20 protein-coding genes and 1 riboswitch are annotated in these 21,942 nt (G+C 54.0%); of the genes, 14 read left to right on the forward strand and 6 right to left on the reverse strand.

Going from position 1 to position 21,942, the window contains the following annotated elements:
- The first annotated feature begins 42 nt into the window (after window positions 1-42).
- Complete coding sequence (locus MHI43_RS05635) at window positions 43-225, forward strand: hypothetical protein (RefSeq protein WP_009593172.1); 183 nt, start codon at window positions 43-45, stop codon at window positions 223-225.
- 369 nt (window positions 226-594) lie between these two features.
- Here MHI43_RS05635 and MHI43_RS05640 read toward each other — a convergent pair whose 3' ends face one another.
- Genes MHI43_RS05640 through MHI43_RS05650 form a run of 3 tightly spaced genes read right to left on the reverse strand, consistent with a single transcriptional unit; the run spans window position 595 to window position 3,516 of the window.
- Window positions 595-1,467, reverse strand: coding sequence for an ABC transporter ATP-binding protein (locus MHI43_RS05640; RefSeq protein WP_036662163.1), 873 nt, complete (start codon window positions 1,465-1,467; stop codon window positions 595-597).
- A 22-nt stretch (window positions 1,468-1,489) separates the two neighbouring features.
- On the reverse strand, window positions 1,490-2,536 hold the full coding sequence (locus tag MHI43_RS05645; RefSeq protein WP_012819262.1) for an iron ABC transporter permease: 1,047 nt from the start codon (window positions 2,534-2,536) through the stop codon (window positions 1,490-1,492).
- Window positions 2,533-3,516, reverse strand: coding sequence for an iron ABC transporter permease (locus MHI43_RS05650; RefSeq protein ID WP_036662166.1), 984 nt, complete (start codon window positions 3,514-3,516; stop codon window positions 2,533-2,535). Before MHI43_RS05650 ends, MHI43_RS05645 begins: the two co-directional genes overlap by 4 nt.
- 197 nt (window positions 3,517-3,713) lie before the next feature.
- On the opposite strand from MHI43_RS05650, the gene MHI43_RS05655 reads away from it, so the two are divergent.
- Complete coding sequence (locus MHI43_RS05655) at window positions 3,714-4,739, forward strand: iron-siderophore ABC transporter substrate-binding protein (RefSeq protein WP_036662168.1); 1,026 nt, start codon at window positions 3,714-3,716, stop codon at window positions 4,737-4,739.
- 1,069 nt (window positions 4,740-5,808) lie between these two features.
- Here MHI43_RS05655 and MHI43_RS05660 read toward each other — a convergent pair.
- The gene (locus MHI43_RS05660; protein WP_012819265.1) at window positions 5,809-6,309 is read right to left on the reverse strand and encodes a VOC family protein; all 501 of its coding nucleotides are present in this window, start codon (window positions 6,307-6,309) and stop codon (window positions 5,809-5,811) included.
- Window positions 6,310-6,572: 263 nt separating this feature from the next.
- Window positions 6,573-6,676: riboswitch (TPP riboswitch) on the forward strand.
- Window positions 6,677-6,817: 141 nt separating this feature from the next.
- Here MHI43_RS05660 and tenA point away from each other — a divergent pair.
- The 6 genes from tenA (at window position 6,818) to MHI43_RS05690 (ending at window position 14,733) form a co-directional block, all read left to right on the forward strand.
- Window positions 6,818-7,504 carry a thiaminase II gene (gene tenA / locus MHI43_RS05665; protein WP_036662170.1) on the forward strand — a complete coding sequence of 229 codons (687 nt, stop codon included), beginning with the start codon at window positions 6,818-6,820 and terminating at the stop codon, window positions 7,502-7,504.
- A gap of 57 nt (window positions 7,505-7,561) precedes the next feature.
- Window positions 7,562-8,404 carry a hydroxyethylthiazole kinase gene (gene thiM / locus MHI43_RS05670; protein ID WP_036662172.1) on the forward strand — a complete coding sequence of 281 codons (843 nt, stop codon included), beginning with the start codon at window positions 7,562-7,564 and terminating at the stop codon, window positions 8,402-8,404.
- Entirely contained in the window at window positions 8,401-9,408 is a 1,008-nt protein-coding gene (gene thiD, locus MHI43_RS05675) for a bifunctional hydroxymethylpyrimidine kinase/phosphomethylpyrimidine kinase (protein ID WP_036662175.1), read from the forward strand. Before thiM ends, thiD begins: the two co-directional genes overlap by 4 nt.
- The gene (thiE, locus tag MHI43_RS05680) at window positions 9,405-10,079 is read left to right on the forward strand and encodes a thiamine phosphate synthase (RefSeq protein ID WP_036662178.1); all 675 of its coding nucleotides are present in this window, start codon (window positions 9,405-9,407) and stop codon (window positions 10,077-10,079) included. The genes thiD and thiE overlap by 4 nt, the downstream gene beginning before the upstream one ends.
- Window positions 10,080-10,327: 248 nt before the next feature.
- Window positions 10,328-12,280, forward strand: a complete 1,953-nt coding sequence (locus MHI43_RS05685; protein WP_036662181.1) for a BglG family transcription antiterminator — start codon at window positions 10,328-10,330, stop codon at window positions 12,278-12,280.
- 434 nt (window positions 12,281-12,714) lie between these two features.
- Complete coding sequence (locus tag MHI43_RS05690) at window positions 12,715-14,733, forward strand: PTS fructose transporter subunit IIABC (protein WP_036662184.1); 2,019 nt, start codon at window positions 12,715-12,717, stop codon at window positions 14,731-14,733.
- Between the two features lie 131 nt (window positions 14,734-14,864).
- Here MHI43_RS05690 and MHI43_RS05695 read toward each other — a convergent pair whose 3' ends face one another.
- Together MHI43_RS05695 and MHI43_RS05700 are read right to left on the reverse strand one after the other, a co-directional pair.
- Window positions 14,865-15,845 carry a BtrH N-terminal domain-containing protein gene (locus MHI43_RS05695; RefSeq protein WP_036662186.1) on the reverse strand — a complete coding sequence of 327 codons (981 nt, stop codon included), beginning with the start codon at window positions 15,843-15,845 and terminating at the stop codon, window positions 14,865-14,867.
- On the reverse strand, window positions 15,829-16,401 hold the full coding sequence (locus MHI43_RS05700; RefSeq protein ID WP_012819273.1) for a PadR family transcriptional regulator: 573 nt from the start codon (window positions 16,399-16,401) through the stop codon (window positions 15,829-15,831). The genes MHI43_RS05695 and MHI43_RS05700 overlap by 17 nt, the downstream gene beginning before the upstream one ends.
- A gap of 316 nt (window positions 16,402-16,717) precedes the next feature.
- Between MHI43_RS05700 and msrA the strand changes: the two genes are divergently transcribed.
- The 6 genes from msrA (at window position 16,718) to MHI43_RS05730 (ending at window position 21,928) form a co-directional block, all read left to right on the forward strand.
- Window positions 16,718-17,683 carry a peptide-methionine (S)-S-oxide reductase MsrA gene (msrA, locus tag MHI43_RS05705; protein WP_036662189.1) on the forward strand — a complete coding sequence of 322 codons (966 nt, stop codon included), beginning with the start codon at window positions 16,718-16,720 and terminating at the stop codon, window positions 17,681-17,683.
- Window positions 17,684-17,705: 22 nt separating this feature from the next.
- A complete protein-coding gene (locus MHI43_RS05710) occupies window positions 17,706-17,873 on the forward strand; it encodes a hypothetical protein (RefSeq protein ID WP_155989869.1) in 168 nt (55 codons plus the stop codon).
- 220 nt (window positions 17,874-18,093) lie between these two features.
- Entirely contained in the window at window positions 18,094-18,720 is a 627-nt protein-coding gene (locus MHI43_RS05715) for a phosphotransferase (protein WP_235201745.1), read from the forward strand.
- A gap of 16 nt (window positions 18,721-18,736) precedes the next feature.
- Window positions 18,737-19,048: a hypothetical protein gene (locus tag MHI43_RS05720; RefSeq protein WP_235201747.1), complete on the forward strand. Its 312-nt coding sequence runs from the start codon at window positions 18,737-18,739 to the stop codon at window positions 19,046-19,048.
- Window positions 19,049-19,354: 306 nt separating this feature from the next.
- Window positions 19,355-19,969: a hypothetical protein gene (locus tag MHI43_RS05725; protein ID WP_036662193.1), complete on the forward strand. Its 615-nt coding sequence runs from the start codon at window positions 19,355-19,357 to the stop codon at window positions 19,967-19,969.
- Between the two features lie 57 nt (window positions 19,970-20,026).
- Window positions 20,027-21,928 carry a cyclic nucleotide-binding domain-containing protein gene (locus MHI43_RS05730; protein WP_341283238.1) on the forward strand — a complete coding sequence of 634 codons (1,902 nt, stop codon included), beginning with the start codon at window positions 20,027-20,029 and terminating at the stop codon, window positions 21,926-21,928.
- The last annotated feature ends 14 nt before the right edge of the window (window positions 21,929-21,942 follow it).

Genomic DNA, 21,942 nt, shown 5'->3' on the forward strand with positions numbered 1-21,942 from the left:
CTTATATCCTAGTTCTATAGACTTATACAGCAGGGGGATAGGATGACAGACGAGTACTTTGACGAAATGCGCAAGTTCGGTCACGAGGATGAGATGAGGTATCGTATGTTGATGCGAGGGGTAAAGAAACTGCTGGAACAACGGAAGCGTGAAAAGTCCAAGCTGTTCGGAGGACTTCCGCTTCGACAGAAGCATAAAACCCCGCGTGCAGGCAAATGGTCATAAGCGGTCGGTAACCGAGTGGTTAGCGGAACAGCATGTGTACAAGTGGTGCAATGGAAGACGAAACCTATGTATTTAGCGTTTATTACAAATATAAAAGGCTGCCCCGACGTTTTTGGGGCGGCCTTCTTTGTGCCTCTACAGGCCTTGATATGTCTCTGTAGGCCTTGATATGTCTCTACATACCTTGATGAGTCTCTGCGGGCCTGATGTGTCTCTGTAGGTCTTGATGTGTCTCTGTAGGCCTTGATATGTCTCTTTTGTTTCTCGACATAGATCCAACAGATACAACAGATTCAAAGGTCCAAATAATTAAAAAAGCCGGCTTTCCCGCATAAAGCGAAAACGAAGCCGGCTGTATGTTTGTATATGCTAGACCGTTGCCAGTTCAGGGGCGGGCGTCGGAGTTGTTGTTGGTTGATTCGGTTCTGCCGTATTCGGCTGGACAGCCGAAGGTCGGCGTTTGCCCTTCCCGCGCGGAACGCACATCGGAGTCCCGTACAGCGGGTCCGGAATAATTTCGCATGGGAGCTGGAATACGGTCTGCATCAAGTCGGAATTGATGATATCTCCCGGTTTGCCCTCAGCCTTGATGCTCCCGTCGCGGATGGCCACGATATGGTCGGCATAACGGCAGGCCAGATTGATATCATGCAGCACCATGACGATGGTCCGCTGTTCTTTGGCGTTTAAGTCGTACAGCAGATCCAGCACTTCGATCTGGTGCGTTAAATCCAGATAGGTGGTCGGTTCGTCCAGCAGAATGAGCGGCGTTTCCTGCGCCAGCGTCATCGCAATCCAGGCCCGCTGCCGCTGGCCGCCTGACAGCGAGTCAACTGTACGATCAGCCAGCTCGGTCAGTCCCGTGGATTCCAGAGCTGCTGTGACCGCTTCTTCATCTTCCCGCGACCATTGGCGCAGCCAGCTCTGGTAAGGATAGCGCCCTTGCTTCACCAGCTGCATGACCGTCAGCCCTTCCGGAGCCGTTGGTCCTTGAGGCAAAATGGCGAGCTTCCGCGCCACGTCCTTGGTGGACAGGCTTGCGATGTCGGCCCCGTTTAGTACTACCGAGCCGCGCTGCGGCTTCAGCAGCCTGGCCATGGAGCGCAGCAAAGTGGATTTGCCGCAGCCGTTGCTGCCGATAAACACGGTGATTTTACCTATAGGCACGGTTAAATCCAGATTTTCGAATATAAAGTCTCCCCCGTAAGACAGACCCAATCCCTTTGCTTCCAGCGTATTCATGACGCTTTAGCTCCTTTCGGTTCTAGAATCGATTGCGATTACGATACAGCAGGTAGAGGAAGAACGGCGCGCCGATCGCGGCGGTGAATACGCCTGCCGGCACGTCGCGCGGCAGAAAGGCCGTCCGTGCCACCAGGTCCGCGACAAGCAGCAGAATCGCACCGATCAGCGCGCTGACCGGAAGCACGCTTCCGAAGTTGGGCCCCACGAGCCTGCGGGCCATATGCGGTGCCATTAATCCGATAAAAGCAATGGCGCCGCCGATCGAGATGGCCGCCCCGGCCAGAGCAACGCTGAGTCCGATCAGAATCAGCCTTTGCTTCTGAACCTGCGCGCCCGTGCTGCTGGCCACGTCGTCTCCCAGGGCCTGAATATTCACATTTCTGGCTTGCAGCCAGGTTAGCGGAAGAAGAACGGCGACCCAAGGAAGCAAGGTCATGACGTCCTTATCCCAGGACATGCCGTAAATACTGCCCGCCATGAAGGTAAGCGAACGGTCCGCCAGCTGCAGCGGTCCGGAGATGATCAGCATATAGGAGATCGATTTGATCGCGGCCGATACCCCGATTCCGATCAAGACGAGGCGCAGCGGCGATACGCCATTTTTCCAGGCAAGGACATACAGCAGTCCGGTAATAAAAAAAGCGCCGAGAATGGCGAAGAGCGGCATCCAATGGATGGATACGGCGCCCGTAAATATGAAGATGAAGAGAACCGCCCCCAGCGATGCTCCCTCCGTAATGCCGATGACATCCGGAGAAGCAAGCGGGTTGCGGATGACGCCTTGCAGAATAGCCCCCGCCACCGCGAGAGCCGCGCCGATCAGCACAGCAATGATAATACGGGGCAGCCTTAGCTGCATGACGATGACCTGCTCCATCGGGGGAGCGTCACCGAATAACGCTTTGACGACATGCAGCGGCGAAACAAACTGGCTGCCGGTTCCCGTGCTGATAATCATGGTGGCAATGCAAAGCACAGATAGGATCAGACACACCCATAGGGTTCTTCGCTCCAGCATAAACGAGACTTTGGCGTTCCGGGAACGGAATATGCGGTGTTTACTCATTGTGCTCGCCTTCCTTTCCTGGCTATGTACACGAAGAACGGCACCCCGATGATTGCAGTCATCACGCCGACAGGGACTTCCTTCGGCATGGCAATGTATCTGGAGCCGAAATCGGCCGTCACCAGCAGGAGTGCGCCAAACACCGCACTGTAAGGTAGTATCCACCGATAATCATTTCCTATTAAATACCGAACGATATGAGGGATGATGATCCCTACGAATGCGATGGGTCCCGCCGCCGCTACGGAGCCGCCAGCCAGCAGGATGACGGCTGCAGCAGCTAACAGTTTGATGAGTGCGGTTTTTTGCCCGAGGCTCTGAGCGATGTCGTCTCCCATGGAGAGGGCGTTCAGATGCCGTCCCAGCAGCAGCGCAGCCAGCATGCCAACGGCCATGTACGGCCATACGGCGGTTAGCTGGTTCAAATCGCGTCCGGCTACCGAACCGACCAGCCATACCAGCACCTGATCAAACATTTTGCCGTCGGAGAGCATTAATCCTTGGGTCAGGGAGTGGAAGAAAGCGGCCATGGAAGCTCCTGCCAAGGTGATTTTGACCGGCGTCATGCCGTCCCTGCCGATGCTGCCGAGGAAGAATACGATACCGCCGCTGACGGCAGCTCCGATTAACGCGACCCAGGTAAGGGACTGGAGTCCGCCAATGCCCAGCCAGCCCGATGCCAGAATAATGAAGAAAGCCGCGCCGGAGTTCACGCCCAGCGTGCTCGGCGATGCAATCGGATTGCGCGTGATGACCTGCATGAGCGCACCCGCAACCGCAAGGCATGCCCCCACGGCGACGGCAATGAGCGCTCGAGGAAGCCTTGCCGTGAGAATGATCAGATGTTCGTTGCTTCCGTTAAAGTGAGTGAACGATTCCCATACCTGATGAAGAGGGATGTTCGTTACTCCGAATGCGATGCTGCCCATGACGGCAGCGGCCAGCGCCAATAGCGATATCAATAGTCCGAATACGCGCATATATGCTCACTTTCTTAAGTCCATGAATAATTAAGTTCATATGAATTTTAGGTGAAGGGACGTTATCTGTCAATGAGCTTGATAATCATTCTCACAAATATATTGATATTTTTCACGAAACCCTTTATAGTTTTGAATCAGTGATTGATAATGGTTTTCAAATAGAGCGATATGACACAAGGGGGATTTAGATAGGAATGGGAACAGGAATGGCAAAGAAACGGGCAAGAGGCCTCAAGTTTAGCTTGCTGGCTCTGATCATGATCGTGATTCTTGCGGGGTGCGGAGCAAGCCCGGCGCAAGAAGGGACAAGCAACGCGGGCGGCGACACGACGAATACAGCAGAGGGCAACAGCGGCGCTGCTGCCGGCGGCGAATCGTATGAAGTTACGCATGCCATGGGGACGGAAACGATCAAAGGAACGCCTCAAAAGGTCGTCGTCCTCACGAACGAAGGAACCGAGGCGCTTCTGGCCTTGGGCGTGAAGCCAGTAGGTGCCGTTAGATCCTGGACGGGCGATCCATGGTATCCGCATATTAAAGACCAGATGGAAGGCGTTACCGTTGTCGGGGAAGAGAGCCAGCCGAACATCGAGCTGATCGCCGGTCTGCAGCCTGACCTAATCATCGGCAACAAGATGCGTCAGGAGAAAGTATACGAGCAATTGAAGGCGATCGCGCCGACTGTTTTTGCCGAGGATCTTCGCGGCGAGTGGCAGAACAATTTTGAATTGTATGCCAAGGCGCTGAACAAAGTGTCGGAAGGCGAAGAACTTTTGGCTGCCTACGACAAGCGGATCCAGGAGTTTAAAGAGAAGGCCGGCAGCAAGCTTGACGAAACCGTCTCCGTTGTTCGTTTCATGGCAGGCAAGACCCGGGTGTACCACACCAATACGTTCTCGGGCGTTATTTTCGATAAAATCGGCATCGCCCGCAACGACATGACCAAGAACGCCAAGGACGATTTCGTGGACGAGATCACGAAGGAACGTCTGCCTGAGGTGGAAGCCGACAGACTGTTCTACTTCACTTATGAGACAGGGGACGGCGGCGCCAACCAGACCGAGCAGGAATGGATCAACGATCCGCTGTGGAAGAACCTGAACGTTGTGAAGAACGGTCAAGCCCACAAAGTGGATGACGCGATCTGGAATACGGCGGGTGGCATCCTGGCGGCCAACCTGATGATCGACCAGCTGCAGGAGTTTTACGGCATTCAGTAAGGAATGAAGACGGATGCTGAAGGCTAGTATCATCATATAGCGGAAGATGCTAGGAACAAGTTAAAAAAGGAGGCATCCCTCAAGATCTGAGATCTTGCGAGGGTGCCTCCTTTTTTAGCATCGCGCGTCGGTAACATCGCGCGTCGGTAACATCGCGCGTCGGTAACATCGCACGTCGCCGGCATCGCAACGTCGCCAGTACCGCAACATCGAAGTACCGCCGGTATGCAGCTGCATGTCACATTGCTCGCCAGTACAGCTTAACCAACTCCGGGCATCATGCCGCTAACCATGACCTGTTAACGGACACCAGATCCCTTATTTCCCTGATTAATCCCCGATTCTCAGATCTAACGGACACAGGATCCCCTATTACCTCAATAAGGAGCCTATTTGCGATCAGATTCTATGATTAACGTATCTGGTGTCCGTTAGCCATCAAAAATTACGCCTATTCAGCTAAATAACGTATCCTCAGTCCGCTTGTCCTTGAGCGGTCGCCCCAAGACCAGTAGTCGCACAAGACCAGTAGTGTAGTGCACAAGACCAGTAATAGCACCAAGACCAGTAGTAGCATCAATACCGTAGTCGCACAAGACCAGTAATAGCACCGACCAGCCAGTCACCAAGGTACTCGTTAACGGACACCAGATCCCTTATTTCCCTAATTAACCCTCGATTCTTGGATCTAACGGACGGACACAGGATACCGATCCCCTATTACCTCAATAAGGAGCCTATTTGCCATCATACTCTACAAATTACGTATCTGGTGTCCGTTAGCCATCAAAAATTACGCCTATTCAGCTAAATAACGTATCCTCAGTCCGTTTGTCCTCGAGCGGTCGCCCCAAGACCAGTAGTCGCACAAGACCAGTAGTAGCACCAAGACCAGTAATAGCACCTACTATATACTACTTTGTGTCCCCCAGGTTTCTACCTCTAATCCATAGCTGCTTTAAGTTATGCTGTTCTAAGTTGTTTTGGTCGGCAGCCATCCATGCATACCCTTGGGACACCGAATCCACCCATGTCCTCCCTGTGATAACGCTCGCTTCACGGTAACTTTTTACGACATCTTCACCACGATCTCCGCCCCTGCAACATAGGTCATCGCTTGGATGTATTCCGGGTCTTGGGCACGCTGTTCCATTTCCACCGGAGTGAGGTCCTCCATTCGTGTCTGTACCCACCATAAGTTGCCGAACGGGTCCCGTACCCGTCCCACCCGATCGCCGAAGAACAAGGTCGTTGGCTCCGTCACCGAGACCGCTCCTGCGGCCAGCGCTTGCCGATACACGTCATCGCAATCCTCAACATACAAACGGAGGTATGCCGGGCTATCCGGCCATTCCGGCTTTGCATCAAACATCATGACGACGGCATCTCCGATTCGGACCTCGGCATGGCCGATGACACCATCGCCAACATAGACGCGGGCAAGCTCTTCGGCTCGGAATGCTTGTTTGAGGAAATCGATCAGCGCTGCGGAGTTTCTTGAGATGATCCACGGCGTCACGGAGGTGTAGCCATCCGGAATGGGTTTAACCGCTTTCGGTTGGTTCGTCATAAATACGCTCGCTCCTTTAAACTTCATTTATTTGAATTGCGCTTATGCACTCATTATGCGGGGGCATATATGACAGCCGAGCGTCAGTGTTTCCGGTATGAGTTTGGGGTAGCCTGCGTTTTTATCTTGCGAAAAGACAGCCGCCACCGTACATCGTCACAATCACGCGGTCGGAGGAAGGTTCGAGCTTGAGGTTCCGTCCACAAACTGTTAACGTTTGACACCACCCCCAAACCTATGTACAGTATTAGACAAAAGAATAGGAAGTCCACTAGGGGAGCCGTTGGCGGCTGAGACAAGAGCGTATCTTGGACCCTTTGAACCTGATCTAGTTCGTACTAGCGTAGGAAAGTGGAGCCTTCGAATATGAGGTCTCGGTGCGTTTTTTTGGCGCACCCGGGCTTGTTGACGAAGCCGCTCCAGTTTTCGGGGCGGCTTTTTAGCGTTGTCTGAAAAGTCGTGTCTTACGGACTTCCTGCTCTTCAATATGTTGGAGGTGGGGACAAACATGAGTTTCACGCAAGCGCTCCGTCAGCAGGCGGGAGGCATTTTTCAAGCAATCTTCGATCATCCCTTCGTAAAAGGCATTGCCGAGGGGAATCTGGAGCGGGAGCAGCTGATTCACTATGTGAAGCAGGATTTTGAGTATTTGAATGCCTACATGCGGATTTACGGAATAGCCATATCCAAATCGACCAGCCGGGAAGAGATCGCGGCCTTTAACGAACAGATTTCATTCATCCTGCACAGCGAGGTGCACCCGCATCAGAATTTTTGCGCAGCCGCCGGGGTGACCTATGAAGAGCTGCAGGGATATCCGCTGGCTCCGTCCGCGCATCATTACATCCGTCATATGCTGACGGTGGCGCATGAGGGTAGTTTGGGCGAGATTATGGCCGTGCTGCTGCCGTGCCCATGGACGTACCTGGAGATTGGCCGCAAGCTGTTGAATGAGGTGAAGCCGGATGCCTCCCATCCGTTTTACGACTGGATTTCTTTTTACGGAAACCGGGGGGAAGACGCAACAGCCAAGTTCTGCGACCGTGTCGATGCATGGGCGGAGGGTACGACGGCAGCCGAGCGGGAACGGATGAGGGAGCATTTTATGCTGAGCAGCCAGCTGGAGTATCTGTTCTGGGACATGGCTTATAAGCAGGAGGAGTGGCCGGTGCAGCTGGAGGCTGCCGTGCTGTAAAGAGCGATGTTCACAAGCACATGGAATTCCATTATAGCGAAGAGAGGCTGATATAAAATGCGTTCATGGGAAAAAGAGGTTTCGGCGCTTTTAACGAAGGTACAGCAGACGAGCCCCCTCGTTCACAATATGACGAACGTGGTGGTTACGAATTTTACGGCTAACGGCTTGTACGCGCTGGGCGCGTCGCCGGTGATGGCTTACGCGCCGGAGGAAGTGGCGGATATGGCCGCCATCGCGGGCGCGCTCGTATTGAACATCGGCACGCTGAACCGCGAGCTGGTGGATGCGATGATGATCGCGGGACAATCGGCGAATGCCCATGGCGTGCCGGTGCTGCTGGACCCGGTCGGCGCGGGAGCGACCCGTTTGCGGACGGAGTCGGCGCTGCGGATCCTAAGCGAGGTGAAGGTTTCGCTCGTGCGCGGAAATGCGGCTGAAGTCGCTTACCTTATCGGGGAGGTCCGCGAGATCAAGGGCGTAGACGCAGGCAATAGCGCAGGCGGCAATCATGCCGAGCTGGCCGTGCGGGCTGCGCGCGAGTTAGGCACGATCGTGGCCATTACCGGTGAAGAGGACGTGATTACCGATGGAACGGAAGTGCGCATCATTACCGGAGGGGATGCGCTGCTTACGAAGGTGACTGGCGCAGGCTGCCTGCTGACCTCGGTGCTGGGAGCCTTTGCCGCGGTGGAAGCGAACCTGCTGCTTGCAGGTACGGCGGGTCTGGCCTTCTATGGGGCCGCGGCGGCGAAAGCTGCGGAGCGAACGGCAGATCTGGGACCGGGAAGCTTCCAGATAACCTTCCTGGACGAGCTGGCGAAGCTTCATCCAGGATCGCTGGAAGGGTATGCCGCTGTGTTGGAAGCGGGAGCGGCGGCGGCTGGAGGCACGCGATGAGCGAGGCTAGCATACCCCGTGCCCTGACGATTGCCGGGTCTGACAGCGGTGGCGGCGCCGGCATTCAGGCCGATCTGAAAACCTTCCAGGAACTCGGCGTGTACGGCATGTCGGCGATTACCGCGATCACGGTGCAGAATACCTTGGGGGTTCACGGCGTATATCCGCTGCCGCCCGAAGCAACTGCGGAGCAGATTGAAGCGGTTGGCTCAGACCTCGGGGTAGATGCATTGAAGACGGGCATGCTGTTCAATGCCGAGATCATTCGGCTGGTTGCTGACCGGATTCGGGCATTCGGCTGGGGGAAGGTCGTTGTCGATCCCGTGATGATCGCCAAGGGCGGAGCGGAGCTGCTGCAAAGCGAAGCGGTGCAGGCTTTAAGAGAAGATTTGCTGCCGCTGGCGTTGATTGTCACCCCCAATATACCGGAGGCCGAAGCATTGGCGGGGATGCGAATCCGCACGATGAACGATCGCAAAGAAGCGGCGAGACGTATTCATGGTCTGGGGCCCAGGATCGTAGTGATCAAAGGCGGTCATGACGAGGGAATGCTAGGCAGCGGTGAAGATGCGGATCACAAAAGAGACAGGGGAACAGCTATAGCGGCGGGTATGCAGCAGGAAGAGATGCCTCAGTTCGAAAGGACGCACGGTCAAACGAGAACTGCCATGCCTGCTGGGGAGTATAGGGGGGGGCGTCCGCTCTTTTCCAACGATGACGGTAATCCGGAAAGTCCTCCGGTCATCGACATCGTTTATGATGGTACGGCCTTCACAGAATTATATGGCAAACGAATTGATACCGTTCATACACATGGGACCGGCTGTACTTTCTCTGCGGCCATTACGGCAGGTCTGGCCCAAGGCTTGAGTGCATTCGATGCGATTCAGAGCGGGCGCTTATTCATTCAAGCGGCCATTGAGGACGGCTTAAACCTGGGGCAGGGACAGGGCCCGACCAATCATTGGGCATACAATCGCCGCCGTCAGGCGGTGCTGCGATGACGGGCAGAGTGGCACCCGAGATCATGAGACGGCATCTGCGGATGTACCTCGTGCTTGGCAGCGTGAACTGCAGCGTCGAGCCAAGCTTGGTCGTGCAGGAAGCACTGGCTGGAGGCGCAACCATGTTCCAGTTTCGTGAGAAGGGGCAAGGAGCACTCGCCGGGGAGGCGATGATTCGGCTGGCTCGCCGGATTCAGGATCAGTGCCGCCAAGCGGGCGTGCCCTTCATCGTCAATGACGATGTGGAGCTGGCACTGAAGCTGAACGCCGACGGCGTGCACGTCGGCCAGGACGACGAATCCGCGGCTTCCGTCCGCGAGCGGATCGGCAACCGGATTCTCGGCGTTTCCGCCCACACGGTGGAGGAAGCGAGGCGCGCGATTCTCCACGGCGCCGACTATCTTGGCATCGGGCCGATCTATCCGACCCACTCGAAGGATGATGCCAAAACTGCGCAAGGCCCAGCAATTTTCCATGAGCTTCGCGAAGCTGGAATCCACCTGCCGATCGTTGGGATTGGCGGGATTACCGTGGAGCGCGTGGAGGAAGTGATTGGAGCGGGTGCGGATGGCGTCGCGGTGATATCCGCCGTGACGGAAGCGGAGTCGGCGCGGGAAGTTGTGGAGGCTTTTATAGGTAAGATACGATGTACGACCGAAAGAATTTCTTAAGATGTAAGAGGGATTATAATCGGATCATGAAACAAGGGTGCCGACTTCTTCGGCACCCTTGTTTTGTTTACGTCAGATTTTAGAATACTGTATATGCTGAGCTTTTCCGTCAACATGCCATTTCTTTTGATCCACTCGTGTAACCTCCCAGATCAGTTTGCCATAGAGACCCGGATATGATATACGTAGGACAATGTACCCGCTCTACGATGAGTGAGCACTCCCATTAAGTTGAATAGGGGATCGGAATGAATAATAGGCAAAAAGAGATTTTTCGCAATTTGTTAATGGAACCGAACCGGCTGTGGCTCGTTCAGGATCTGGCGGATCAGACCGAGTGCTCGGAGAAGACGATCCGAAACGATCTGAAGGTGATTGAAGAATATATAGCTAAGCACTCCAGCGGCCATCTGGTGAAAAGGCCGGGACTTGGCGTCTATCTGGAGATCGGGGAAGCGGATCTGGCTGATTTATTCCACCGCTTGTATTCCAACGAGAGTACCGCCGAGGATGAATCCGATGAGGAACGGGTGCTGCACCTGGCATATCGGCTCTTGATGAACGCGAAGCCCGTAACCCTGCAGAACCTGGCTTCACCGTTTTACGTGAACAAGGCGATTATCCGTCGGGATATGGAAAAGATTGAGGGCTGGCTGCGGAGCTTTGATCTGAGCTTAATGACGAAGCAGCGAGTAGGCTTCATGATTGAGGGCTCGGAGAAGAACAAACGGATGGCGCTGGCGCGGTTGAACCAATTGATCAACCGTCCGGAATTGACGGGACAGATGATGCGTAACCAGTATGAACCGCACGAGATCGCAACCGTATACCATGAGTTGAAGGCGTTGCAAAAGCGGCATCAGCTTCGCTTCACCGATGAAGCCTTTGAAAGCCTGATGCTGCATATACTGCTTATGGTCAAACGGACCAAGCTGGGACAGCCGATTTCGCTCTCTGCGCAGGACATAGCCTTTTTGGAGAACAAAGCGGAATTTGCATGGGCGATAGACTTTTTGAAGCAACTGCAAAAACTGTTCGCCGTCCCTTTTTCCAAGGAAGAAACCGCTTATCTAACCCTGCACCTGCTTGGCGGGAAGTTCCGATACACGCAGGAGGATGGAAGTGCCCGGCGGGGCGATCTGGCAGACAGCCACCCTCTGCTGCCACAGTTGGTTGAGCAACTGATTCGGCGGATGTCGGAGCTGAATATGATCCCTTTTTCCAAGGACCCGGTTTTATTGAACGGGTTGAAAGTGCATTTGTACACGACCATGAACCGTCTTCTTTATGGTCTGGCTGTGTCCAATCCGATGCTGGCCGAGATCAAAAAGATGTATCCCTATATGTTCGATCGCGTCATCATGGCACTGGAAGAGGTGGGGGGAGCGCTCCAACTGAACTTTCCCGAAGAGGAGGCCGCGTATTTGACTTTGCATTTTCAGGCGTCTGTAGAACGGCTTCACCAGAACGAAAGCCACCCTCAGAAGGTCATAATCGTGTGTCATATGGGCGTTGGGATGTCCCAATTGCTTCTCGCGAAGGTGGAACGGAGATTCCCGTCCGTGCATGTAGAGACAACGATGTCCAAAGCGGAAGTTGAGGATTATCTGGCAGCTCATGAGGTGGACCTTGTCATTACGACCGTTGATTTGCCGGAGTTAAAAACACCTCATATCCTCGTTTCCCCTCTGCTCGAGGCCAGTGACGAGCGGAAACTGGAGCAAGCGATCCGAGGGCTTGATGAGCCGGACAGCAGGGCGGCTGAGGAATCGGTCTTTTTGAAATATACGACACCTTTTCTCATCTTTCCTCAGCAGGAGATCGAGCGTCCAGAACAGTTGATCTCCAAGTTTGCGCAGATGCTGGTGGACAAAGGATATGTCCAGGCAGGATATACGGAAAGTGTGCTGGATCGTGAGAATATGTCTGCTACGACGATTGGAGGAGGCATTGCCATCCCTCATGGCAGCTCGGAGCGGGTTAAACAGTCCTGCATCGTTGTTGTTACTTTGAAGCAGCCGATAACCTGGGGAACCGAGATGGTAGAGCTTGTGTTCTTACTTGCTATCAAGCATGATGAGCGGAAAGAGATGCGGCAGCTGTTCAGGGAATTGTCACGGATCAGTGAGCAGCCGGCATTGGTCAGTGCGTTGTCTAAGGAGACGGACGCGATGCGATTGCTGAATACGTTAAAAGGGTAAAATTAGTAGTAGAGGTTGTTCAAAAAGTCCGCTTTTGATCACGAAGCGAATCAGGAAGCAGCTCGGCATCGAATCTTGAATCAGCCGGGCCTTCCGGTGCTCACGTACCCAAAACGTACGCTCCGCTCCTGACGTCCCTAGCTTCATCCAACCTTCTCGGTGCTGAAAATCGACCTTTTTGAACACGCACTATTTGAAACTGTGATGGTGAAGCAGGACGGTATACGTCCTGCTTTTTACATTTTTTTGGGGTCCCCGCAAAGTATGTATTTCGAACAAGCATGACAGGCTCCACTTTGTGGGGATATTTGTTTGTTTGCGAAATAAACCTGTTTTTCCGGAAGTTCCGGTAAAAAGTTCATCCGATAACAGCGTTTTCAGCGTGTACACTATAAATGTAAGCGGGAACATGACAGCGAAGGAGAATGACGAACATGAAAATATTAGCGATTACTTCATGTCCTAACGGAATTGCACATACGTATATGGCCGCTGAGAATCTGCAGAAGGCAGGCGCGAAGCTTGGCGTTGAGATGAAAGTGGAGACCCAAGGCTCCATTGGCGTGGAGAATCAATTCACGGAGCAGGATATCCGCGAAGCCGATGGCATTATTATCGCAGCGGATAAGACGGTGGTGAAGGACCGGTTTGTAGGTAAAAAACTGCTTGTCGTTGGGGTGCAGGATGGTATCCGTCGTCCAGAAGAGCTGATCCAACGGATGATGAAAGGGGATGTACCCGTCTATCAGGCACAGTCCAAGTCGGCTGAAGCTATGACAGGAGAGAATAAACCCAAACAAAATCCGATCTATCGTCACTTGATGAACGGTGTATCCTATATGGTGCCGTTTATCGTGATCGGTGGGCTGCTTATCGCAATCGCCCTGACGATGGGCGGCGTGAAAACGCCGGGTGGCCTGGTGATACCGGAAGATTCGATCTGGAAAACGATTGAAAGTATCGGCGCGGCTGCGTTTACCTTCATGGTTCCGATCCTTGCCGGATTTATCGCCATGAGTATTGCGGACAGGCCGGGTCTTGCACCAGGTATGGTCGGCGGGTTCATTGCTGCGAACGGCAGCTTTTATGGAAGTGAAGCAGGAGCTGGATTCATCGGGGGGATTATTGCCGGTTTCCTGGCGGGTTATGTCGCACTTGCTATTAAAAGGATCAAGGTTCCTCGGTCGCTGCAGCCGATTATGCCCATTATCGTTATCCCGGTACTGGCTTCGCTAGTTGTAGGGTTAATCTTCGTCTTTGTGATTGGCGCTCCGGTTGCGGATCTGTTTGAAGCGTTAACCGTCTGGCTTGCGGGAATGCAGGGTACTAGTTCGATTCTGCTCGCGCTTATTCTGGGCGCGATGATTTCTTTTGACATGGGTGGTCCCGTGAATAAGGTTGCGTTCCTGTTCGGCTCGGCCATGATCGGTGAAGGAAACTATGAAATTATGGGCCAAATTGCCGTTGCCATCTGTGTTCCTCCGATTGCCATGGGACTGGCGGCCATGATGAACAAAAGGAAGTTTACGCCTGCGGAACGTGAAGCTGGAAAAGCAACATTTACGATGGGATTGTTCGGTATTACCGAAGGAGCGATTCCATTCGCGGCGCAAGATCCTCTACGCGTCATTCCGAGTATTATGGTCGGTTCCATGACGGGTTCGGTGATTGCCATGCTGGGCAGTGTCGGTGACAGCGTAGCCCATGGCGGTCCGATTGTAGCCGTGCTCGGTGCCGTGGATCATGTGTTGATGTTCTTCATAGCGGTCATGGTCGGTGCAGCCGTATCGGTTATCATGGTGAGCCTGCTCAAGAAAGATGTTGCAGCTGTGACTCCGGCAGTTGTTGGAGAAGGAGCAGAAGCGATAGAGGATCCTGCCGGAGCAGGTGAATCGTCGACAGTAGACGCGGCTGCACCCATAGCTGCGGACTCAGCTGAAGTGGATTCAACCGTGATCAATAGTGCTACAGCAACGGAAGTTTCTGCTATCCGCGTTGAGAAATTGACGGATATTGTGACACCGGATCTCATTAACCTGAATCTGGTCGGAACAACACAGGATGCGGTCATCGACGAAATGATCGGTGTATTGGAACGGAATGGGGCGATCAGAGCGGACGGAGATTTTAAACAGGCCATATTAGCCCGGGAACAAGAAAGCTCCACCGGCATCGGCATGAATATTGCGATTCCTCACGGTAAATCGGATGCTGTCCTGAAACCAAGCGTGGTTTTTGGTATCCAGCAGGATGGCGTCGACTGGAAGAGTCTGGACGGGAGTGAAGCCAAACTGATCTTTATGATTGCCGTGCCGCGTAATAGTAAACAGAATGCGCATTTGAAAGTGCTGCAAATGTTGTCACGAAAGCTGATGGACGATGATTTCAGGGAAGCGCTCTTGGCGGTGACAACCAAGGAAGAGGCCTATCGATTGCTCGATCAGGTGCATTAATTCAAGACGCTGAGTGAATTCACCTAGACCAGCCCCGCACAGAAATGAGCGGGGCTGGTTTTGTACGTTTCTCGGCTTGCTTTCGCAAAATCCACGGATTTGCTTGTCAGCCGGCGCCATGTCAATCGTCTTCACAGCAATAACTTCATGGCTGCGCGTTCTTTATCTGCAATCTCGAGCAAGAGGTCGGACGCCTGCTGTAGCTCCTGGGTGTTACCTGATCTTCCCGCACGGTCGATCGATGCGGAGACACTGGTCCACATTGGCGCGATCTCCGTAAACAAAAGGTAGGCTTGTTGGATTCTCGAGTCTTCCAACCGATCGGCGCATTCCTTCAAGTAATCCCGATACAGATTCCGAAACAAAGCACCGCCGGTTCCCGCACGCTCCATCAGCAATGCGGTCAGACATAAATCATGTTCGAAATGGTTGCTGCGGGAAGGCCACTTCAGAATCTCTTTGCTCATTTTTACAATGCCTTTATTCCCGATATTGCGAATGGGCGGGTTCAAATAGTCATGCGCATTCTTGGTCAAGGATGCGCGTAATGCGGGAACGAGCGGCGGTAAGGCGTCGATTGGCTCGAGCGTAAAAGAGCGATTTCGGGAACTCATGGCTCCCTTTGCGTTTCTGGCTGCGGCCAAGCTTGTCAAACGTGTCTTCACCAGACCGCCCTGTTGTCTGGTATCTGCCATGTAGGCATATTCGTCATCCACGCCGTATAGGACTGCATAGTGACCGGCAAAGTGCACTTTGTTCGTGAAATAATCCAAGTAATAGGAATCCAATTTCAGCCCAACCGGGATTCCGCGTTCGATGCAGCTCCGTACGTTCCGCCACGCTTTGTCGACGGACGACGTTTCTTGAACATTAACGGTCAAACCCAGCCTGTCGGCGAGGTTGGCCGTCAATTTATCCACTTTCACCCTTCCTCCGATAAACGGAAAATCCATTCCCTTCGAGTCCCAATAAATGAATCCGAGCCCTTGTCCGAGCCCGAACAGCATCGGCTCCGATAGCCGGACTCCCGCATGTTGCATTAAATTGCCCATGGTGGTCGTTTCGCAATGGTCGCCTTGGTAAGGAACAAAACCTTCAATGTTTGTGGTCATCTTCCCTGGTCTCCTTCGACAATTCGTTAATTAGACTGGCAACGAACGCCTGCTCACTCTCCATTAGGCTGATCGGATGCAAGAACAGCGCTCTTACGTTCAGCGGCAATCGAACACCGCCCTGGGATTCGAATTTTAGCTTTATGCCTTCTGAAGCCTCCCGAAGAAAATCCAACCGTTTCCGCAAGGCAGCTATGGCCATGTCGTTCCCGATAAGAGGCAAAGCGGCCAAACCGAGATCGAAGCGGTTGTCGCGCTCCCGTGCTGACGAAAGACTGTCAAGGACTTCATCTTTCAGCTTGACCATACCGGCTTCGGTGAGGACAAACCGGGTCGGCACGGGTCCCTTACCGGATTTTTCGTCGGATTCCTCGGATGCTATCCATCCTTTATCGCTCAGTTTCCTCAGTCCTACGTAGATCGAAGTCGTGCCGATGTTCGCCCATTCCCGATAGCCTCGTTGATCGACTAGCTTCTTGATATCGTACCCCGAAGCTTGACGACATTCTGCGATCATTTGCAGCAACATGAATTCGACGTTTGAAATAGGGTGCATGAAGGACCCCCTTGTCTTTAATATTTCACATATGGAATATAACACTAGTGAAATAAAAGATCAATCACGGGATTCATGACAGGCTCGTATGGCCAGCCAGGAGACGGTTGGTTTTTTATGTCGCATGTCGAGTTCAAGGTCAGTGCTCCCGAAGAACGCCTAAGCGGGTTGCTTTCTCATTCCTGACTCGATCTTGGAGGAGAAGTCATCGATTACACACCAATTAAACGTTATGAAACTTGCTGCGATTGCGTCCTCAAGGCTACACTAATATCATCATGAAACAGACAACGACGGATGAAAGGAGCGGATAGCCTTGAAGCATGGAAGCGGCAAGACCTCATTGGCGACATTTGCCGGCGGTTGTTTCTGGTGCATGGTGAAGCCGTTTGACGAGCTGCCCGGCATCCTTTCTCTGGTTTCCGGCTACACGGGCGGCCATACGGAGAATCCGACCTACGAAGAAGTAGGAACGGAAACGACGGGGCATTACGAAGCCGTGCAAATCCGGTTTAATCCGGATGTGTTTCCGTACTCACGGCTGCTGGACATCTATTGGCGCTTGATTGATCCAACGGATGCGGAAGGCCAGTTCATGGACCGCGGGGCGTCTTACCGGTCGGCGATTTTCGTGCATGACGAAGCGCAGCGCGAGCATGCGGAAGCCTCCAAGCGCAGCCTGCAGCTTAGTGGCCGGTTCAAGGGGAAGATCGTGACGCCGATCCTGCCGGCGGGTCCCTTTTATCCCGCGGAGGATGTCCATCAGAACTACTATAATACCCACCGGTATGACTATAATCGGTATTATGAGGGTTCCGGCCGGGATTCTTTTGCGAAGCGGCATTGGAGCCGCAAAGAGGATCAGGATAAGCTGCGCAGGCGTCTTACCGCGATCCAATACGCGGTGACGCAAGAAGGCTTGGACGAGCCTGCCTACGATAATCCGTATTGGAATCACGCAAGCCGGGGAATTTACGCGGACGTGGTGAACGGCGACCCTCTATTCAGTTCGACCGATCAATATGATGCGGGTACGGGATTGCCGGCTTTTAGGAAGCCGCTGCACGAAGGATTTATCAGCAAAAAGGGGGATCTCCGCGGCGGCAAGGTACGCACCGCGCTCTACAGCAGGCTGTCCGGCTCTTACCTGGGACATCTGTATCATGACGGGCCTCAGCCGGGCGGCCTGCATTATCAGGTAAACTCCGCGGCGCTGCGTTTTATACCGGAGGAAGTGCTGGTCCGGGAAGGCTACGGTGAATTCGCCGGGCTGTTTGAGTAGGGAACGGATGGAGGCCCATCTTATGATAATCAAACTGCTGTACCTTGTAGTGAATTTGTTTTTTCTGGCAGGGATACTGCTCTCCCCGTATAGCACAGCTTCCAAAGTGTTGTTGTATATCGTCATGAGCCTGATTCTGGCGTTCGCATTCAAAAGATTATCTAATGAAGAAGGCGGGGGAGAAGGATAGTGCCGTAAACTTCACCTATACCCGTTCTCTCCCACCCGCATGGCTGGCGCCTCCGTTAGAATAGGATTGGGCAAGACCAATTCTTGCGTCCATGTGCGGAAAGGGGTGACGTTGTTGAATACGATTCATATTCACAATGGGATACAGATGAGAGGGCTTGTTACTTAGGATAAGTCGAGGTTTAAGTCCTCTCACGCTGTAGCGGGAGGAAAAAGAGCAAATGATGAAGTTAACGACGATGGTTCGCGGACTTGCTGGTGACAAGGCGGCCCGCGAGCTGATCCGCAACTGGGAGTTTGACGAGGGAACGCTGAAGTTTTGGCGGGCCAGCTCCAACTTCGTGTATATGTTTAACCGCGATGGAGAGCGTTATTTCCTCCGGTTTAATTTTGAGGAAGAAAATACGGCCCAGCAGCTGGCGGCCGAGCTGGAATTCATGCAGTATTTGCTTAAGCACGAGTACCCTTGCGTCGTGCCGATTTCTTCCGTGAACGGGAAATGGATCGAGACGATTCAGGTACCGGAGGGGCAGTATCACGGCGTCGTGTTCAGCGCCGCCGGAGGGATTGCATTCCATGGCACTCCCTCCGCGTCCCAGTGCAGGGACTGGGGGAAATCGCTCGCAAGGCTGCATACGCTGTCCAGCCGATATGAACCTGGAGCCGTGAGGCGAAGAAGCGTGGAGGACATCCTGCGTTTGATCGATCAGGTGCTGCGGCGGCATCCCGGGGAGCAGGATGCTATGGATGAGCTTCATCGGATCAGTCTATGGCTGCAGTTCCTGCCCGCGTCGAGACAGACGTACGGCTTGATCCACTATGACTTCATGCTGGATAACATCTTTTAAGGAACGTTCATTTCACGTGATCGATTTCGACGATGCCATGTACCATTGGTATGCGGCGGATATCGTCACGGCTCTTGCCGATGCCGAGTCGGAGCATGACAAGCAGGCATTTCTGAAAGGGTATCGCTCGATCCGAAGCCTGGATCACGAGCTGGAGGCAGAGTTTTCAAGATTTCAAAGATTCAGCCGTTTGTATCGTTTTGCCAGCGTGCTGCGTTCCCTGGAGGACAGCGAGTTGGCCGATGTCCCCTCTTGGTATGAGGGGCTTCGCACGAAGCTGCTGCGCGATTGCGAGCAGGATAGACAGGGGTTCAGGGAACCGTGGTAACCGCACGAGCCATGACGCGCAGCTTGGATGCTGGCTGCTAGCAACCGGACGGCTTTAGTGGGCTAATCGAACCAGGAAAACCACATCGGGCACGGTGTGGTTTTTTGTCGTGGCTTCAAGGCGGCATCAGCCGAAATCATCCCCATGGATGGCATTGGGCAAGCAGCGAGCGGACGGAAGCGAAAAAAATACCTTCAATTTTATATAAATTGTCGAGAAATGGTAAATATTGCTTTGTTCGCCGTTCAGGCATTTGCTATGATTTTCGTACTAGGCACAAAGAATTAGAGGAATGGAGTTGAAACGATGAATCGAAAAATGATTTTATCCACGGCCGCGTCTCTTCTGGTCGGGGTAGTGGCAGGCACGGGCATCATGATGAACGACCAGGCTTACCAGTCGGTCAAGCAGGCCGTAGGAGGAAGCGCAACGAACAATGCCATTGGCGGGATCGGCAACGTCGCACAGATCGATCTGTCCAGCATGGATCTTGAGAGCGCATTGATGGTCGTGCAGCAGCAGCGGACACAGATGCTGGATGCGCAGCTTAACAACCAGATTCAGGACGTGCAGAAGCGGAACGAGGAAATCGCCAAGAAGAACGACGCCATGGCAGGCATTAACAGCGCCTTGACCGGAGAAGCGGTGGACGGCAAATATTCGATACCGGACGATCTTGCCGGCAAGCTGGCAGCGGAAGGCATCGCAGATGCATCCAAGAAGGAGTATACCGCCGAAGAGCTCAATCAAGCCACGGAGAAGCTGAAGGGATCGATCGACAGTCTATCGAACTCCCAGCAAATGGACATGCTTCGCCTGCAGTCGATGACCAACAAGCGCAATGAAGCCTTTGACGTCATGACGAATTTTATTAAGAAAATGGAAGAATCACGCAGCAGCATCATCGGAAATATGCGATAATAGAGTCGTACATAATGAATAGAGAGGAATCTGCCGTCGGGCGGATTCTTTTCGTCTATGGAGAGAATGCAGATGACGACGAAGGCGATGGAGTTTTTGCGTAATCATACGCTGTTTCGCGGGGTGCCGCTGCATGAATTGGAAGGTGCCGTCCAGTCCATGCATGAGGAGCTGTTTCATGACGGGGATCCGTTGATCGTAGAGGGAAGCTACGGCAATTCCTGTTATTTCATCATGAGCGGGCAGGTTCAGATCGTTTCGAGGAATCTGATCGGCCACACGGTGACGCTGGACGTTCTGGGCGAAGGCGCATTGATCGGGGAGGTCTCCCTGTTTCTTGAGGAAAAAAGGACTTCGGGTGCCCAGGCGATCGGCGAGGTAACGGCATTGCGGCTGGAGCAGAACGCGTTCAGCCGGCTTGCCGCGGCAAGCCCGATGTTTCACGAGAGCCTGTCGTTCTCGGCCCGAATCCGCACAATGCATGCGATGCTGAGCAAGGCGACGATCTGGGCCGCGATTCCGAACGCGGAGCTGCGCGGTCTTGCCGAGGTCACGGTCAGGCGGAAAGTATACAAAGGGGACGTCATTGTCGCGGAAGGCACCATGGCGGACCGTTTCTATATGATTGCCGAAGGACGGTTCGAAGTGCGCAGCGGACGCCGGAAGAAGGCGGTCTATAAGCCCGGGGATTATTTCGGCGAGATGGACCTGCTCAGCGGCGAAGCCCATACGGGCACGGTGACGGCGCTTGAGAACGGCGAGCTGATGGTGATGGGACGGGATGAGTTTCATTTTGTCCTGCAGCAGTACGAACCGGTCAGGCGGCAATTTCATGAGGTGCTGCGGATTCGAAGACCCGAGCTTCTCAATGAAGAGGTATCGGCGAAGCTGCAATTCACGGAGGCGGAGACGGAGCAGGCGCCGGAAGCTGAAGTCGAGGCTGCCGCGACCCTGGAAGCCGTCATTCCGGCCCCTCCCAAAAAAGATCGCTGGATGGATGTGCTGCTGGCGCTTGGCGGCATATTCGTTGCGTTCACGGGGCTAGCCATTTGGCTGAAACAGCCGGTTTGGATATATGCCGCATTGATATCCGGCGGATTCGTTGGACCGGTTTCGTTCGTTGCTTATATGCGCAGCTCCCAGCTGCTCGGATTCAAGCCCATTCGGCTGGCAGCCGTATTCGCGGCTTCCGGCATCATCGCCGTGCCGGTTGCGTGGGTGCTGGAACGATTCTGGTCCGTCGGCAGCGGCCTGGAGACAACGACCATCGAGCATGTGCAAGCAGCGCTTCTGATCGGCGTTATCGAAGAAATGGCCAAGCTGCTCGTATGCTTTTTCTTTCTCCGCGGCCGCAAGCAGCGTTTCCTGATGGATGCCGTAGTATTCGGAGCTGCGGCAGGCATGGGCTTTGCCGCGGTTGAGAGCATTCTGTACGGCTTCATGTATCTGCAGCAGCATGCGACTTCGGGGATGCTGGCTGTGCTGTGGGTCCGGGCGCTGCTGTCCCCGTTCGGACACGGCACCTGGACGGCCATTGCCGCAGCCGGACTGTGGTATGGCCTGGGGAGATCCGCCAAACGGGGCTCGACCGCGCATCGGCTCCTGAGGATGGCTGCCCTGCTGCTGATCAGCATTCTGCTGCATGCGGCTTGGGACTATCCTTATGCGGCGGGCTTGTGGAAAATGGTCGGCATGGTCATGGTCGGGGGCATCGGTATTGCGCTGCTCTTTTCGCTCATTCGTCAAGGCACGAAGGAGGAAAGGGCGATGCATCGGGCCGTCAATCCCGCCCAGCAGCTAGAGGAACGGCTCCGACAAGCGGTCGGAGCCGATTCGAAGCGCAGCGGTTCCGAAGGACCGGGCACCGCCCCGCCGTCTTTAACCTGCGAGGGTTGCGGCACCGTGTCGCCTGCAGGGACGCGCTACTGCGGCCGCTGCGGTCAAGCATTGCAGTTATAATACGAAAAGGGTTA

This window comes from Paenibacillus sp. FSL H8-0457 (assembly GCF_038051935.1).
Lineage (GTDB): Bacteria > Bacillota > Bacilli > Paenibacillales > Paenibacillaceae > Paenibacillus_AQ > Paenibacillus_AQ lautus_A.

What these genes read in the sequence shown, in the direction of transcription:
- MHI43_RS05685 (WP_036662181.1), top strand. Translation starts at nt 10,328, where the DNA reads ATGAATAATAGGCAAAAAGAGATTTTTCGCAATTTGTTAATGGAACCG.
- thiD (WP_036662175.1), top strand. Translation starts at nt 8,401, where the DNA reads ATGAGCGAGGCTAGCATACCCCGTGCCCTGACGATTGCCGGGTCTGAC.
- thiE (WP_036662178.1), top strand. Translation starts at nt 9,405, where the DNA reads ATGACGGGCAGAGTGGCACCCGAGATCATGAGACGGCATCTGCGGATG.
- MHI43_RS05695 (WP_036662186.1), bottom strand. Translation starts at nt 15,845, where the DNA reads ATGACCACAAACATTGAAGGTTTTGTTCCTTACCAAGGCGACCATTGC.
- MHI43_RS05700 (WP_012819273.1), bottom strand. Translation starts at nt 16,401, where the DNA reads ATGCACCCTATTTCAAACGTCGAATTCATGTTGCTGCAAATGATCGCA.
- tenA (WP_036662170.1), top strand. Translation starts at nt 6,818, where the DNA reads ATGAGTTTCACGCAAGCGCTCCGTCAGCAGGCGGGAGGCATTTTTCAA.
- MHI43_RS05660 (WP_012819265.1), bottom strand. Translation starts at nt 6,309, where the DNA reads ATGACGAACCAACCGAAAGCGGTTAAACCCATTCCGGATGGCTACACC.
- MHI43_RS05650 (WP_036662166.1), bottom strand. Translation starts at nt 3,516, where the DNA reads ATGCGCGTATTCGGACTATTGATATCGCTATTGGCGCTGGCCGCTGCC.
- MHI43_RS05730 (WP_341283238.1), top strand. Translation starts at nt 20,027, where the DNA reads ATGGAGAGAATGCAGATGACGACGAAGGCGATGGAGTTTTTGCGTAAT.
- MHI43_RS05710 (WP_155989869.1), top strand. Translation starts at nt 17,706, where the DNA reads ATGATAATCAAACTGCTGTACCTTGTAGTGAATTTGTTTTTTCTGGCA.
- MHI43_RS05725 (WP_036662193.1), top strand. Translation starts at nt 19,355, where the DNA reads ATGAATCGAAAAATGATTTTATCCACGGCCGCGTCTCTTCTGGTCGGG.
- MHI43_RS05640 (WP_036662163.1), bottom strand. Translation starts at nt 1,467, where the DNA reads ATGAATACGCTGGAAGCAAAGGGATTGGGTCTGTCTTACGGGGGAGAC.
- MHI43_RS05655 (WP_036662168.1), top strand. Translation starts at nt 3,714, where the DNA reads ATGGGAACAGGAATGGCAAAGAAACGGGCAAGAGGCCTCAAGTTTAGC.
- MHI43_RS05645 (WP_012819262.1), bottom strand. Translation starts at nt 2,536, where the DNA reads ATGAGTAAACACCGCATATTCCGTTCCCGGAACGCCAAAGTCTCGTTT.
- thiM (WP_036662172.1), top strand. Translation starts at nt 7,562, where the DNA reads ATGCGTTCATGGGAAAAAGAGGTTTCGGCGCTTTTAACGAAGGTACAG.
- MHI43_RS05635 (WP_009593172.1), top strand. Translation starts at nt 43, where the DNA reads ATGACAGACGAGTACTTTGACGAAATGCGCAAGTTCGGTCACGAGGAT.
- MHI43_RS05690 (WP_036662184.1), top strand. Translation starts at nt 12,715, where the DNA reads ATGAAAATATTAGCGATTACTTCATGTCCTAACGGAATTGCACATACG.
- MHI43_RS05715 (WP_235201745.1), top strand. Translation starts at nt 18,094, where the DNA reads ATGATGAAGTTAACGACGATGGTTCGCGGACTTGCTGGTGACAAGGCG.